At 70.3% G+C, this 13,638-nt stretch carries 13 protein-coding genes and 2 pseudogenes; 6 read left to right on the top strand and 9 right to left on the bottom strand.

Annotation, left to right across the window (positions count from 1 at the left end; translation table 11 throughout):
- A pseudogene (locus tag ACNFOC_RS39115) lies at positions 1–82 on the top strand (ATP-binding protein); the annotation flags it as partial.
- An 8-nt stretch (positions 83–90) separates the two neighbouring features.
- On the opposite strand, the pseudogene ACNFOC_RS39110 reads toward ACNFOC_RS39115, so the two are convergent.
- Positions 91–675, bottom strand: a pseudogene (locus ACNFOC_RS39110) (TetR/AcrR family transcriptional regulator); the annotation flags it as partial.
- A gap of 89 nt (positions 676–764) precedes the next feature.
- On the opposite strand from ACNFOC_RS39110, the gene ACNFOC_RS39105 reads away from it, so the two are divergent.
- Positions 765–1,661 (top strand): class I SAM-dependent methyltransferase, encoded by an 897-nt coding sequence (locus ACNFOC_RS39105; RefSeq protein ID WP_416963766.1) that lies wholly within the window; start codon positions 765–767, stop codon positions 1,659–1,661.
- 12 nt (positions 1,662–1,673) lie between these two features.
- Here the strand turns inward: ACNFOC_RS39105 and ACNFOC_RS39100 are convergent, their stop codons facing one another.
- Genes ACNFOC_RS39100 through ACNFOC_RS39090 form a run of 3 tightly spaced genes read right to left on the bottom strand, consistent with a single transcriptional unit; the run spans position 1,674 to position 4,860 of the window.
- On the bottom strand, positions 1,674–3,002 hold the full coding sequence (locus ACNFOC_RS39100) for a hypothetical protein (RefSeq protein WP_416963765.1): 1,329 nt from the start codon (positions 3,000–3,002) through the stop codon (positions 1,674–1,676).
- Positions 2,999–4,282, bottom strand: a complete 1,284-nt coding sequence (locus ACNFOC_RS39095) for a neutral/alkaline non-lysosomal ceramidase N-terminal domain-containing protein (protein ID WP_416963764.1) — start codon at positions 4,280–4,282, stop codon at positions 2,999–3,001. The genes ACNFOC_RS39100 and ACNFOC_RS39095 overlap by 4 nt, the downstream gene beginning before the upstream one ends.
- Positions 4,279–4,860, bottom strand: a complete 582-nt coding sequence (locus ACNFOC_RS39090) for a carboxymuconolactone decarboxylase family protein (RefSeq protein ID WP_416963763.1) — start codon at positions 4,858–4,860, stop codon at positions 4,279–4,281. Before ACNFOC_RS39090 ends, ACNFOC_RS39095 begins: the two co-directional genes overlap by 4 nt.
- Before the next feature lie 293 nt (positions 4,861–5,153).
- Between ACNFOC_RS39090 and ACNFOC_RS39085 the strand changes: the two genes are divergently transcribed.
- The 4 genes from ACNFOC_RS39085 (at position 5,154) to ACNFOC_RS39070 (ending at position 8,774) form a co-directional block, all read left to right on the top strand.
- Entirely contained in the window at positions 5,154–5,486 is a 333-nt protein-coding gene (locus ACNFOC_RS39085) for a DUF2218 domain-containing protein (protein ID WP_416963762.1), read from the top strand.
- Positions 5,487–5,634: 148 nt separating this feature from the next.
- The gene (locus ACNFOC_RS39080; protein ID WP_416963761.1) at positions 5,635–6,960 is read left to right on the top strand and encodes an ABC transporter substrate-binding protein; all 1,326 of its coding nucleotides are present in this window, start codon (positions 5,635–5,637) and stop codon (positions 6,958–6,960) included.
- A 21-nt stretch (positions 6,961–6,981) separates the two neighbouring features.
- Positions 6,982–7,938 carry a carbohydrate ABC transporter permease gene (locus tag ACNFOC_RS39075; protein WP_416963760.1) on the top strand — a complete coding sequence of 319 codons (957 nt, stop codon included), beginning with the start codon at positions 6,982–6,984 and terminating at the stop codon, positions 7,936–7,938.
- On the top strand, positions 7,935–8,774 hold the full coding sequence (locus ACNFOC_RS39070; RefSeq protein ID WP_416963759.1) for a carbohydrate ABC transporter permease: 840 nt from the start codon (positions 7,935–7,937) through the stop codon (positions 8,772–8,774). Before ACNFOC_RS39075 ends, ACNFOC_RS39070 begins: the two co-directional genes overlap by 4 nt.
- Before the next feature lie 21 nt (positions 8,775–8,795).
- Here ACNFOC_RS39070 and ACNFOC_RS39065 read toward each other — a convergent pair whose 3' ends face one another.
- The 5 genes from ACNFOC_RS39065 to ACNFOC_RS39045 all read right to left on the bottom strand — a co-directional run bounded on the left by ACNFOC_RS39065 (position 8,796) and on the right by ACNFOC_RS39045 (position 13,615).
- Complete coding sequence (locus ACNFOC_RS39065; protein ID WP_318020245.1) at positions 8,796–9,323, bottom strand: NUDIX hydrolase family protein; 528 nt, start codon at positions 9,321–9,323, stop codon at positions 8,796–8,798.
- A 24-nt stretch (positions 9,324–9,347) separates the two neighbouring features.
- Positions 9,348–10,487 (bottom strand): amidohydrolase family protein, encoded by a 1,140-nt coding sequence (locus ACNFOC_RS39060; protein ID WP_416963758.1) that lies wholly within the window; start codon positions 10,485–10,487, stop codon positions 9,348–9,350.
- A 2-nt stretch (positions 10,488–10,489) separates the two neighbouring features.
- Positions 10,490–11,893: a glutamine synthetase family protein gene (locus ACNFOC_RS39055; protein ID WP_416963757.1), complete on the bottom strand. Its 1,404-nt coding sequence runs from the start codon at positions 11,891–11,893 to the stop codon at positions 10,490–10,492.
- Positions 11,894–11,933: 40 nt separating this feature from the next.
- On the bottom strand, positions 11,934–12,746 hold the full coding sequence (locus ACNFOC_RS39050) for an SAM-dependent methyltransferase (RefSeq protein ID WP_416963756.1): 813 nt from the start codon (positions 12,744–12,746) through the stop codon (positions 11,934–11,936).
- A gap of 134 nt (positions 12,747–12,880) precedes the next feature.
- Positions 12,881–13,615: a hypothetical protein gene (locus ACNFOC_RS39045; protein ID WP_416963767.1), complete on the bottom strand. Its 735-nt coding sequence runs from the start codon at positions 13,613–13,615 to the stop codon at positions 12,881–12,883.
- Between the last annotated feature and the right edge of the window lie 23 nt (positions 13,616–13,638).

The following is a 13,638-nucleotide window of genomic DNA, read 5'->3' as shown; positions in this document are numbered from 1 at the left end:
GGCCGGCAACCACGTCTTCATCGAGATGAACCCGCGCATCCAGGTCGAGCACACGGTGACCGAGGAGGTCACCGACGTCGAAGGCGGCGCCTGGGTCACGCCCGCGAGGACGGTGGTCGCAATGCGGTGGAAGGCCTCGGGCTCCGGCGGGGTGCCCGTCTGGCCGGCGGTCAGCAGGTGCCCGGCTCCGATCAGGGTGCGCGCGAGCGTGTCGATGTCGGCGGTCGGTGCGATGCGGCCGAGGTCGCGTTCCGCCGTGAGGTACGAGGCGAACATCGCCGTGGCTTCCGTCAGCAGGGGGATGCCGGTCGGTGTGGTGCGGCGCAGTCGGGTGCGCAGGGCGTCGCGGGAAATGACCAGACCGACGACGGCCACCGCGACCGAACCGAACAGGTTCGACAGCGCGCCGGTGAGGTTGTCGGCGACGGTGCCCGTCCCGGCGGCATCGTGCAGGGCGGTGGACTGGGCGTCGAGGCGGGCGACGCGGTCCAGGACGAGTTCGGCGAGGAAGGCGTCGAAGTCGGTGAAGTGCCGGTGCAGGACGCCTTTGGCGCAGCCCGCCTCCGTGGTCACCGCCCGGCTGGTCAGCGCGTTCGGCCCGTCCCGGAGCAGGATCCGCTCGGCGGCGTCGAACAGCTGCTCCCGCGGATCGCGCAGGGCCACCCCTGTCGGCATACCGTGCGTCCTTCCTTCCGCGCCCGCCCGGCCAAGTGGGCGCGTGCCCAACCGTAGACGAGTGGGCAGGTGCCCATTATGGTGGGCACATGCCCACTAACCCTTCTGAACAGCCCGAACGACCTGAGCGGACCGGACAGTTGGAGGACGGCGAGCAACCGGAGCGGTCCGAGGGGCCGCGGCTCACCGTGGGGGACTCGCATCGGGCCCGGCAGATCGCGGAGTCGTTCGGGACCGACGCCGAGCGGTACGAGCGCGCCCGGCCCAGCTATCCCGACGCCCTGATCGAGCGGATCGCCACGAGCAGTCCCGGGCCCGACGTCCTCGACGCCGGCTGCGGGACCGGCATCGCGGCACGGCAGTTCCAGGCGGCGGGTTGCCGGGTGCTCGGGGTCGAGCCCGACGCGCGGATGGCCGAGGTGGCGCGGCGACTCGGGGTGGAGGTCGACGTGTCGACCCTGGAGGCGTGGGATCCGGCAGGGCGGCAGTTCGACGCGGTGGTCGCGGCCCAGGCCTGGCACTGGATCGATCCGGTCGCGGGGGCGGCCAAGGCCGCGCGGGTACTCCGGCCCGGCGGACGGCTCGCCGTGTTCTGGCACGTCCTCCAACTCCCGCCGGACATCGCGGAAGCCTTCGCCGAGGTCTATGAGCGGGTCGTGCCCCAGGCGCCGGTCGACCTTCGGTGGATGTCCGGTCCGCCCGAGGTCGCCTACGCGCCGATGCTCGCCAAGGCCGCCGACGGGTTCCGTACGGCGGGCGGGTTCAGCGACTCGGAGGAGTGGCGGTTCGACTGGGAGCGGACCTACACCCGCGACACGTGGCTGGACCAACTGCCCACCATCGGACTGCTGACCCGACTGCCGCAGGACCAGCTGGCGGAACTCCTGGACGGCGTCGGGGCCGCCGTCGACAAGATGGGCGGCGGCTTCACCATGCGCTATGCCACGGTGGCGGTCACTGCGACGAGGAACGGTGCTGTGGCGTGAGGGGGCACCAACTCACCCTGACCGGCCGTGTCTTGGCGTGCTGCCGGGGGACCGGAGTTCCCGCAGCAGCTCGACGAGACGCGCCGTGACGGTCTCGGCCGCGCCCTTCGCGTACCGGGAGTTCATCGCCTCGTAGGTGATCCGGTCGTAACTCCCGGCGTCCGCCATGTACTTGGCGGCGCCGTTCACCATGGTGACCACGCAGGTGGCGGGGAACGGCGACGCGGCCTTGACGTCGAGACCGGTGCGGGCGTTCAACTCGGCCTGTAGTCCCGCGAGTACGGTGTCGCCGATCCTGGCCACGACGACCGGCGCCTCGGAGGATCCGTCGGCGGTGAAGGCGTGGCGGGTCGTGGGGCGCAGGGCGTGCAGGCCGCCCGCCGGGGGGAGTTGGGCCGGGACCTCGACGCTGTCGTGCACCACCCGTAGCGGCACTGTCGGTTCGGTGGTGCGGGTGCTTTCGGCGACGCGGATCGCCTCGTCGGCGAGGCGCTCGCCGAGCAGATCGACCAGGGCGTGTCCAGCCTCCTGGGCGTCGGATCGGCGCAGTCCGCCGTCCTCGTCGACCGTGGTGCGGACGGCGGTGAGGTAGGGGGCCTGGTCGCCGGCCGCGCCGACCAGGAACAGGGCCACCGTACTGTCGCCGTAGCGCTGTTCGACGCGGGTCGCGGTCGCGCCCGCCAGATCGGCGGTGATCTCGCGGTCGCCGGAGCGGGTGAGCGAGCCGTTCAGTACCGAGGACTGGACGGCGTGGTTCACCAGCACGGCGATCGGATGGCCGTCAACGCCGTCAACGCCGTCAACGCCATCCACGGCGTCGATGCGCAGGACGCCCACGCTGTCGTCGGTCGGGCCGCTGTCGTCGGCGCCGAGCCACCAGCCGTGCGAAGTACGCACGTCGCGCTGGACGTTGACGCGGCAGGAGCCGAGCCCGAAGCCGGTGCGGGCGGGGCGCAGGGTCCGTACGGCGTCGGCCGCGGCCCGTGCCAGCGCGTCGTCCACGGCGCTGCCCAGGCGGGCGTTGCGCTCCTCCTCGCCCTCCGGCGCGCGACCGGGCGGCTGGATGTGCGGGGCGGAGAAGGTGTGGCTCGCCACGACCAGCGCGTTCGCCGGGTCCACGGCACAGACCTGATGGAGGATCTCCTTCGTACGGGCGAGCTGGTCGTCGAAGATCGATGTCTGCTCAATGACCGTGATGCTGAGGCGAGTTGTCGAGTCGTCCAGCACGAGCACCCGTACACGCAGGGGATCGTGGACCGCGGTGAAACCGTCGACGGGGAACAGCGAGGCCGGCAGGTCCACGGCCGCCCGCCCGGCTCCCGCGCGCAGCCGCGTGCTCACCGTGCGGCCCGCAGCTGCTCGGAGATCAACTCCACCACCCCGTCGACGATGGTGTCCTCGACGTGACCCCGGGCGATCGGGCAGCCGTTGACCGAGTGGACCGGGCGGTCGAAGCGGGCGTCGTCGGGGAGGTAGCCGATGCGGTCGTTGGCGATGGAGATCAACAGGGTGCGGGCGAGGGGTGATTCGGCGCGCAGGCGGCGGTAGATGTCGGTGACGACCTCGCCGGACACGCCCGCCAGCGCCACCTCGTTGAGCTTGACGAGGGCCAGCCGCAGCGGCACGGAGTCGACGAGCTCCTGCCTCATGGTCTCCATGACGTCCTGGCCGGCCTTCACCGGACACGCCACCGTGCGCTGCCCCGCACCGATACGCACCGCATGCGTCAACTCACCGATCCCGTCCGCGACGCGCAACGCCTCCGCGCCCACGATCAGGCCCTGCGCCTCCATCGCCGCGTAGGCGCGGCTCTTCTGCCGCTCGGTGGGAGCGACACCGAACGGCACCCCGATATTCACGCGCGGATCCTGGTCGCCCAGCGCGCCGACGGTCCACAGGGCGACCACGTCACCGTCGTAACTCCCCTCCAGGTAACGGCAGGCGGCCCCGGCCAGGTCTCCGCTGACCTCCCCGGTGCCGAGCACCACCGTCGAGTGGACGGCGTAGTTGACGAGGAGGGCGATCGGATCGCCGTCCAGGGACTCGAACTTGAGGACCCAGACCGTCTTGTCGGACGGCCCCGCCGGGTTCTGGCCCAGCGTCCACCGGCCGTCGACGTACTCCTCGCGGTTGACGTTGACGTCGGCGGTTCCGGCACCGATGCCGAAGCGGGCCGGGCGGGCGGCCGACCTGGCCTCGCGGAGGGCGGCGACGATCCGGCCGTAGACGACCTCCGTGTACGCGAAGGACTCCGGGCCGCCCGCGTGGGCCAGCGCGCCGGGTGAGACGTCCGCGATCCGGGGGGCGTTGTGGGTGTGGGTCGCGGTGATGACGATGTGGTCGGTGGGGATGCCGAGTTCGCGTTCGATGCGCTCGCGCACCGGTGTGATGTCGCCGGCCTCGATCAAGTCCAGGGAGACCAGGGCGACTTCGGTCCCGCCGTCGCTCAGGTACAGGGCGCGCAGGAACAGCGGGTCGTGCACGCCGGAGAACGTGCCGGGGAGCGGATGGAGGCCGGTCAGGTCCGTGGGGGTGATGTCGGTTCTGACGACACCTGCCCGTAGTCGTCCGGGCTCCTGCGGTGCGCCGGTGTCGAGGGGCTCTTCGTGCGGCGCGGTCAACGTTCCTCCTGGTCGGGGCCGATGTGCTGGAAGCCGCGTATGTCCGGGAACGGCGGTTCCTGGTCGGGCCGCAGGTCCACCTCGAAGGTGTTGAGGACCAGGGCGAGGGTCGCGAACGTGCCGAGCGCGATCACCAGATCGACCAGCGCGGCCTCGCCGAACTCCGCGAGCGCGGCGGCGTACGTGTCGTCGTCGACGAAGTGGACCGTCAACGCCCGGACGGCGAACCGGTGCAGGACCCTCTCGTCGGCGCGGTCGAAGCGCGGGTCCTCGCCGCGGGCCAGCCGGTCCAGCGCCGCGGGTTCCAGTCCGGCCGCAACTGCCTTGCCGAGATGGGCGTTCCACGAGTGCTGCGCGTCGAAGTGACGCGCGGCGACGAGGAGGGTCAGTTCCCGCAGTCGCGGCGGGAGCGCCGAGTCGCGCATGCAGTACGTGCTCAGCGCCTCCATCCGGTCGCCGAGGCGCGGGCTGCGCAGCAGGACCTCGAACGGCCCGTGGACTCCGCCGCGTTGGGCGACGAGCCGGTCGCGGAACACGGCCTGGTCCGCGTTCAACTCCTGGAGCGGTGCCAGACGCATACGTCCTCCTGGTGACAGCGGACAGAGAGCCGACGGAGACGGGACAGGCACCGCGCGCAGACCGGAGCCGGCCCCTGGGAAACATGACGGAAACGGAGTGCCCGCGTCTAGGAAGTGAAGGCGCCCCAGAAGGCATCCATACGTTGCGGCACACGACGGGTGGCGTAACCGCGCGGTCGGCCCGACTCTCCGGCACCATCGACTCGTTCAGCGTCCGCGTCAACGTTCCCTATCCGCGTCAACGATCCGCATCCACGCCACCGTCGCGTATCCGCGCCACCCAGGAGTCGTCCATGTCCCGTTCCGAAGCCCGCGTCGCCACCGACCGACCGCAGCGCTACGCCAAGCAACTCGCCTCCCACCTGGGCCGTCGCAGCGAGACCAGCTGGGACGAGGAGACCGGCACGGGCCGTCTCGTGTTCCAGGACGGCACCGGTTCGATGACCGCCACCGAGGGGGCGCTGCTGCTCGCGGTGGAGGCGGAGCCCGAGTTCCTCGACCGGCTCGAAGACGTGGTGGGCCGCCATCTGGTCCGCTTCGGCACCAAGGACGAACTGGTCGTCGAGTGGCAGCGGGACAACGGCCGACCCGGCACCAGCCAGCGCAGCGCGGGCGACCCCGCCTGACTCACCACGTCGGTCCCGTCCGTCCACAACTCCGGTCGTGCGTGCACGTCTTGAAAGCTAAGCGTTCGATCCGGAGGTGGACGGTCCCGAGCCGGCCCGTGCCAGTGTGACCCCCCTCTCGGAGCCGCAGTGAAGGGGAGTGCACGGCATGAACGGTTACAGACGGCGTCACGGCCTGCTCGTCGGAGCCCTCGTCATCGGTCTCACGGCCTCGGCCTGTGCGAACGGCGACGACTCGGCGCAGTCCGGCAAGGTGGCCGACACCTCCGGGAAGGCGCCGACCGGAGTGACGCTCACGCTCTGGCACAACACCGCTGACCCGACAGCCCTGTTGGACCTGTACAAGGCCTATGAGAAGAAGTCCGGCAACACGATCGACCTGGTCGACATCCCCGCCGACAGCTTCCCGAGCACCGTCCAGACCAAGTGGGCCACCGGAGCCCGCCCGGACATCCTGGAATGGCACGGCAACCAGGTCGACGTGCTCTCCCTCAACGCCGCCAAGAACATGATCGACCTCAGTGCACTGCCCTTCGTGAAGAAGGAGGGCACGCTCGCGGACGTCTCCGGCAACGTCGGCGGCAAGGTCTACGCGGCCACCGTCGGCTCCCTGTCCGTCGACGGCATCTTCTACAACAAGCAGGTCTTCACCGAGGCGGGCCTCCAACCCCCGCAGACCTACGCCGAGTTGGCCGCCGACTGCAAGACCCTCAAGGCGAAGACGCCGGGCGTCACGCCGATCTTCGAGGCCGGCGGCTCCCAGTGGCCCCCGCAGATCCTCAGCGCCTTCAACTACCTCGCCGAGTCCAACACCGACCAGGCCTACGACAAGTCGATCCTCGACGGCACAGCCCAACTCAACGACCCGAACGGCCCGTTCGTCGCCGGACTCAAGGCCTACGACTCGCTCCGCCAGGCGGGCTGCTTCAACTCCGACGCCAACACGGCCAAATGGGAGGACTCCTTCAAGGCGGTCCTGAGCGGCAAGGCCGCCATGGTCGCCAACAATTCCGACTCCATCGGCCTGTTGAACTCCGACGCGGACAACGACACCGCCAAGGTCGACGCGGCAGTCGGCTTCGTCGGGGTCTCCGCCACCAAGCCGGTCACCAACTACGCGCCGAGCCCGCTGGGCACGTACTACGTCCCGAGCACCGGAGACTCCAAGAAGGAACGCGCCGCCGTCGACTTCATCGACTACGTCACCGGCGCCGGCTACGCCGACTACATCAAGGAGGCGAAGATCATCCCCACGCTCTCCGGAACGGCGACACCCCAGCTCCAGGGCCTCCTCCAGGACGTCAAGTCGGCCTACGACAAGGGCGCCACGCTCTCCTTCAACTCGCCCCTGCCCGGCTTCAGCAGCTTCGGCGCCGAGGCCCAGAAACTCCTCGCCGGACAGGAGACACCGCAACAGGTGGCCGACAAGATGCAGACCTACTACACCCAGGCCGCCGCCGCGGCCAAGCAGTGACGCGGGACCGGTGACCGACGTATGACGTCCTCACTGCACGACGCGTCCCCGACCGCAGCCGTCCCGGTAGGCCAACTCGCCCCGGACGACCGGCCGTTGGCGGCCAACCGCCCCCGTCGCAGGCTGCACCCGTACGCCTTCGCGCTGCCGTCCATCGCCCTCGTCCTCGTCTTCTTCGTGCTGCCGTTCCTCGCCAACGCCTTCTTCGCGTTCGTGCAGTGGACCGGCTACAGCGACACGATCACCTGGACCGGGCTCACCAACTTCAAGCTCCTGAACCAACTCGGCATCCTCAAGCACGCGATCACGGTCACCGCGGTCTACGCGATCACCGCCATGGCCGTACAGAACACGATCGGGCTCGCCCTGGCCACGGCTCTGCAACGCACCAACCGTGTCAACTCCCTTTTCCGCTCGCTCTTTTTCATCCCCGTGCTGATCTCGCCGCTGGCCGCGGGCTACATCTGGGCCGCCGTCCTCAACGCGCACGGTCCGCTCAACGCCTTCCTCTCGGCCGTCCTGCCAGGCGAGTTCCACTACGCCTGGCTCGGCCACGACACCACGGCGTTGCTCGCGGTCGCCTCCATCGACGCGTGGAAGCTGAGCGGCCTGATCACCCTGGTCTACATCGCGGGTCTCAACCGCATCCCCGAGCAGCTCCTCCAGGCGGCGACCCTCGACGGAGCCGGCGCGGTCCGCCGCTTCTGGTCGGTCAAACTCCCGCTGCTGGCACCGGCGGTGACCTTCAACGTGGTCGTCTCCCTCGTCGGCGCGTTCAGCGCGCTGGACGTGGTCTTCTCGACGACCGCGGGCGGCCCGGGCGACGCCACGACCCTGCTCAACGTCGCCGTCTACACCCAGTACGGGCAGAGCTTCTTCGGTACGGCGAGCGCGCTGGGCTTCGTCGTCACGCTGATGGTGATCGTCACGGCGGTCCCGCTGATGAGCTGGCTGCGCCGGCGGGAGGTGCCGATGTGAGCGCGATCGCCTTGAAGACCAGGGGAGTTGTCCGGTACGCGTGCCTGACCCTCTTCGCGATCCCCTGGATCCTCGTCCCGTTCTGGCTGCTGATCGTCAACTCCCTCAAGACACAGGGCGATGCGAGCGTCCTGTCGATGAGCTGGCCCGAGCACTGGAGCGCCGGGGCGAACTACCACACGGTGATCGACAAGGGCTCGTACCTCACCGGCCTGCGCAACAGCGCGCTGCTGGCCGTTCCGACGATCCTCGCCGTGCTGCTGCTCGGCTCCATGGCGGCCTGGGCGTACGCACGTTCCGACTCCCGGGCGCTGCGGTTCGCGTACTACACGTCCGCCCTGTCGATCGTGCTGCCCCCGGCGATCATCCCGACCATCTATGTCCTCACCCAGCTCGGCCTCAACGGATCGCGTCTCGGCTACATGCTGGTGATCGCCGGCACCCGGCTCGGGGTGGTGATCTTCCTGGCCACCGGCTTCGTACGGACCCTTCCGCACGACTTCGAGGAGGCCGCGCAGCTGGACGGGGCGAACAAGTGGCAGATCTACTGGCGGATCGTGCTGCCCGTGCTCACCCCGGTGCTCTTCACCGGCGCGGTCATGCTGATCATCTCGGTCTGGAACGACTTCTACTTCGCCCTGTTCCTGCTGCGTGGCTCCCAGTCGGCCACGCTGCCGCTGACGTTGTACTCCTTCGCCTCCTCGTCCACGCACGGTGTCAGCTGGAACCTGGTGTTCGCCCATGTGGTGCTGACCAGCCTGCCGCTCGTCCTCGTCTACCTCGTCCTCCAGCGCCGCGTCCTCGCGGGCCTCACGGAAGGAGGTGTCACGGGCTGAGAGCCTCCGTCAGGACCTCCGTCAGGACACACAACCCACGTGCGCCAGCGCCTGCTTGAGCAACACCCCGTGCCCGCCCGGCATTTCGCTCCGCAGCGCCTCCGAGGCGGCCTCCTCGGGGCTGAACCAGACGAGGTCGAGAGCGTCCTGCCGGGGCCGGCAGTCGCCGGTGACCGGCACGACGTAGGCGAGGGACACCGCGTGCTGGCGGGGATCGTGGTACGGCGTGACGCCGTGCGTCGGGAAGTACTCGGCGACGGTGAACGGCTGGAGCGAGGTCGGGATCCGGGGCAGCGCGACCGGGCCGAGGTCCTTCTCCAGGTGGCGCAGGAGCGCGTCGCGGACCCGCTCGTGGTGCAGTACGCGGCCGGAGACGAGGGTGCGGTTGACGGTGCCGTCGGGGCCGATGCGCAGCAGCAGGCCGATGCTGGTCACCTCCCCGTTGTCGTCGACGCGGACGGGCACCGCTTCGACGTAGAGGATCGGCATGCGGGCGCGTGCCTGTTCGAGGTCGTCGGCGGACAGCCAACCGGGCGTGGTGTCGGTCATGTCAGACATTGCTTGATCATACTTTCAGTGTCCGTCGGATAGCCGGTAGACCCGGCGGGCATTGTCGGCCCCCGCCCAGCGTGCCAGGCGCAGCGCGTCAGGCAGGCCCAGTTCGTCGGCGTCCACCCGGTCCTGGAGCAGATCCCCCAGTCCCCGGCGGAACGCCTGTGCTCCGAGCCCATAGAACTCCGAAAGACCATAGGCGTCGGAGCTGTACAACAGTTTGCGGAACGGTGTGATCTCCATCGCCTCCGCCAGCACCGCCCGGGCCCGGACCGGTCCAACATGGTGCAGGGTGAGCCCCACATCCAGGTACACCTGTTCGAAGACGGCCGCCAGGTATCCGGCCTGACGCTGATACGGCCAGCAGTGCAGAAGCAGCACCGGGATCGTCCCGGCGGTCAGGTGCAGCCAGTCCGTGAGCAGGGCGGGGTCGGTGCGGTGCAGGCGGATGTCGTTGTCGCCGAACCCCGTGTGGAGTTGGAGCGGGAGCCCCAGGTCGATCGCGGTCCACAGCAACTGCCGTGCCAGGACCGGGTCTTCGAGCCGCCCACCACGGGCCAGCCAGACGCGGGCGGCCCCGGTCACCTCGGCGTCCGAGGGCCTGGCCGGGTCGAGATCGAACCCCGTCCGGTACGCGGCCACCGACTTCACCGCCACCACCCCCGGCCGCCGTACCGCGTCCAGCGCGGTGGCCCGGAACGCGTCGGCGTACCCGTCCGGTTCGACGCCCCGCGCGGCCACGGACTCCGCGACCGTCTCAAGTCGTACGACCTCATGCGCGACCGCGCCCGCCGCCTCCGCGAGTTCGGCGGGCGACGTGATGTGCTGCGGCGTGAATCCCGTGTCGACGCAGAAGACGCCGGTGCCCGCGGCAGCCAGGAAGCGTCGGTTCACCTCGTGCGGCCCCAACTCGGCTCGCCGGGCGAGGTATTCGTCGGCGGGCGCGTGCCGCTCCAAGTCCAACACCGGTGCGCAGTAACGGCGTACGGCGATACCGACCGGGCTGTCGAACGGCGAGATCCCGCTGCCGGGCCAGACGTCGCCCTCGGTGAGGAGTGACTCGAAGGCCGTCCGGTCCAGGTCGTCGGTGACGACTCCGTGGCAGTGGTGGTCCACCAACTCCAGCGCGGCGAGCGCCTCGTGGACCGGTCCAGTGGCCATCGTCAGTACTTCCAGCGGTACACGGCAGCCACTTGCTCGTCGTCCAGTTCCGCCACAGCCGCGATCTCGCCCTGTCGTACGGCGATCACCGCGTCGGCGAGGACCGGTCCAAGCGCGGCCCTCAGCTGCGCGTCCTTGCGGAACTCCGCGACGGACTCGGTGAGGGAGGTCGGAAGCCGGCGTACGCCTCGGGCCTTCGCCTCCGGTGCGCCGAGGTGCGCGGGGTCTCCGGTGGTCTCCTCGGGCAGGGCGGCTGCGGTGGTCAGGCCGTCGAGGCCGGCGGCGATCAGGCAGCCGAGGGCGAGATACGGGTTGGCGGCCAGGTCGACCGGCTTCACTTCCAGGTTCGCCGCCTGGGCGCGTTGGCCTGCCGTGCCGGTGACGACGCGTACCGCGGCCTCGCGGGTCTCGCGGCCCCAGGCGGTGAATACCCCTGCCCACTGGGAGGGTTGGAGGCGGAAGTAGCTGGCGGGGCTGGGCGCGGTCACGGCGGTGAGGGCCGGTAGGTGGGTGAGGACGCCGGCCGCGAAGGACTCGGCGTCGGGCGTCATGCCGTAGCGGCGGTCGCCTCCGGTGTGCAGGTTGACGCCGTCGCGCCAGGCGGAGAGGTGGATGTGGCCGCCGTTGCCTACGCCCTCGGCGAAGACGGCCGGTGTGAACGAGGCGCGCAGGCCGTGCCGCCCGGACACCGCGCGGATCGTCTGCCGTACGAGAACACTGCGGTCGGCCGCCGCGACCGGGTCGAGCGCGCCCACCGACAGCTCGAACTGCCCGGCCGCGTACTCGGGGTGGAACTGGTCCACGTCGACACCCTGGGTCGCCAGGGCCGACAGCAACTCGGCGCCGTAGTCGCTCAGTTCGACCTGTCGGGTGGCGCCGTAGGCCGGTCCCGAGGTGGCGGGGACGAACGCGCCGTCGGGTGCGGTGGCCAGGCCGAGCGACCACTCGATCTCGATGCCCGCCCGGAAGGTGAGCCCGTGGAGCCGCTGCGCGTCAACGACCGTACGGCGCAGGAAGGTTCGGCTGCATCCGGGGTGGCGCTCGCCCTCCTGGGTGACGCGGTCGACCGGGGCCCAGGCCCAGCCGGGCTGTCCGGACAGGACGGCCAGGTGGTCGAGGTCGGGGTAGAGGCGCAGATCGCCGTCCGGGGAGCCGAGGACGTCGGTGGTGACGATGGAGTCGTTCGCCAGGAACGTGTCGAACACCGGGGACATGCCGACGCCCCAGGCCGCCGCCGAGGCGAGTTTCGCGGTCGGGACCGTCTTCACCCGGCCCACGCCCGCGGTGTCGACGTAGGCCAGGACGATCCCGTGCACACCCCGCCCGGTCAGCTCCGCGGCCAGCGCGGTGGCGCGCTCGACCTCGCCGGGACGGCCGCTTGGCAGGGGGTCGGCAAGGGTGGTCATACGTCCTCCACGGTCGCGTCCTGCACGGTCGGCGTCTCCGTCAGGGTTTCACGGCCACCGCTCCGAACTGCGGTACCACGGCCGGGGAGTCGGAGTCCGGGCGCCACCGCGAGCACGGCACCAGGCCCGGGTCGAGGAGGTCGAGTCCCTCGAAGAAGGCGGTGACGTCGGCGCGGCCGCGGGCGGTGATCGGGGGAGTGGCGTTCTCGTTCCAGAACGTCATCGCCGGGACGTTGCCCTCGCCGCCGAGGTCGGCGTCGAAGGTCGGGTGCGTCAGGACGAGGAAACTGCCCGAGGGGACCGCGGCCATGACCTTGCGTACGACCTGCCGGGCGTCCTCGGTGTCGAGGATGAAGTTGAGGATGCCCAGCATCATCACCGCGACGGGCCGGTCGAAGTCCAGTGTGTCGGCGGCCCGTTGGACGATCGCCGCCGGGTCGTGCACGTCCGCGTCGATGTAGTCGGTGACGCCCTCGGGGGTGCTCGTCAGCAGGGTGCGGGCGTGGATCAGCACCAGCGGGTCGTTGTCGACGTAGACGATGCGCGCGTCGGGTGCGGCGCGCTGGGCGATCTCGTGCGTGTTGTCGACCGTGGGCAGTCCGGTACCGATGTCGAGGAACTGCCGCACCCCGCGCTCGGTGGCGAGGAAGCGCACCGCCCGGCCGAGGAAGTCCCGGTCCGCGCGCGCCACTTCACGGATCACCGGGAACATTCCGGCGACTTGCTCGCCGACCCGCTGGTCGATCTCGTAGTTGTCCTTGCCGCCGATCCAGTAGTTCCACACGCGGGCGTTGTGCGCCACACCGGTGTTGAGCCGGGTCGGTCCCTCTGCCGGGGTGTCGCTGTCACTCACGTCTTGGCTCCTTGTCGCAGGTCCGGCCGTCAACTCCATTGTGCCGTCAGGTGATCACTCGGCCCAAGAGCTCGCGACCATCGGGGCGAATCTTCTGACGGATGTCCTTCGGGAGCGGCGGACCCGGTCAACTGTCAGTCCACGTCGCCGGGTTGGGCGGGCGGCGTCCGTCCGGCCAGGACGTCCTTCAGGTGCTCGGTGCCGTTCCGCACGGCGGCCTCGGTCGTGTCGGTCTCCGTGCCGTCGAGGCCGCCGGACGTGACGGTGATCGCGTCGGTACCGACCCGGACGACGGCCAACTGGAGGGTGAGCGTGGTGGGTTCGCTGCCGCTCGTGCCCGTGACGGTGACCTGGAGACCCTGGCGGGCGTCGCCCACGGAGGGCACCGGGTCCTCGATGACCTGGACCGTCCGATGGCCACCCTTGGAGTCGGTCGCGGTGAACTGGTCACACTTCTCCGGAAGCGTCTTCAGCCAGTTCAGGGAGGCGCCGAGCTTGGCCCGGTCGTAGGCGGCGACCTGGTAGAGCAGCCGGGAGTCGTCCTGCTCGAACCCGGTCAGCGCGGACGCGCCGGACGGCTTGCCGAGGAGATCGTCGTCGTAGAGCGCGTCGAGCAGCTTCTGGCAGTCGGCGGCGTTCGTCTTCGCCGTGAGGAAGTCGGCGACGTCGACCTTGCCGATGACCAGCTTGTCGCCCCAGCCCGCGGCGTCCTCGACCTGGGTCCAGTCGTCCTCGAGATCCGCCTCGGTGATCAGCGCGGCCTTGGCCACCGGATCGCCGTCGCGTCCGAACCCGCCTTGTTGCAGCAGCTCTTCGACGGGCGCCCAGCGCGCGTTGCTGGCGTCGCCACCGGCGCGGGGCGCGGGCAGGTCGGGAGCGAGCGCGAGGTGGG

The organism is Streptomyces colwelliae (genome assembly GCF_048158785.1).
GTDB lineage: Bacteria > Actinomycetota > Actinomycetes > Streptomycetales > Streptomycetaceae > Streptomyces.
Note: the sequence above shows the minus strand (reverse complement) of the source record. Positions and strands in the feature narration are given on the sequence as shown.

What these genes read in the sequence shown, in the direction of transcription:
- ACNFOC_RS39055 (WP_416963757.1), bottom strand. Translation starts at nt 11,893, where the DNA reads ATGACCACCCTTGCCGACCCCCTGCCAAGCGGCCGTCCCGGCGAGGTC.
- ACNFOC_RS39105 (WP_416963766.1), top strand. Translation starts at nt 765, where the DNA reads ATGCCCACTAACCCTTCTGAACAGCCCGAACGACCTGAGCGGACCGGA.
- ACNFOC_RS39060 (WP_416963758.1), bottom strand. Translation starts at nt 10,487, where the DNA reads ATGGCCACTGGACCGGTCCACGAGGCGCTCGCCGCGCTGGAGTTGGTG.
- ACNFOC_RS39065 (WP_318020245.1), bottom strand. Translation starts at nt 9,323, where the DNA reads ATGACCGACACCACGCCCGGTTGGCTGTCCGCCGACGACCTCGAACAG.
- ACNFOC_RS39080 (WP_416963761.1), top strand. Translation starts at nt 5,635, where the DNA reads ATGAACGGTTACAGACGGCGTCACGGCCTGCTCGTCGGAGCCCTCGTC.
- ACNFOC_RS39075 (WP_416963760.1), top strand. Translation starts at nt 6,982, where the DNA reads ATGACGTCCTCACTGCACGACGCGTCCCCGACCGCAGCCGTCCCGGTA.
- ACNFOC_RS39090 (WP_416963763.1), bottom strand. Translation starts at nt 4,860, where the DNA reads ATGCGTCTGGCACCGCTCCAGGAGTTGAACGCGGACCAGGCCGTGTTC.
- ACNFOC_RS39085 (WP_416963762.1), top strand. Translation starts at nt 5,154, where the DNA reads ATGTCCCGTTCCGAAGCCCGCGTCGCCACCGACCGACCGCAGCGCTAC.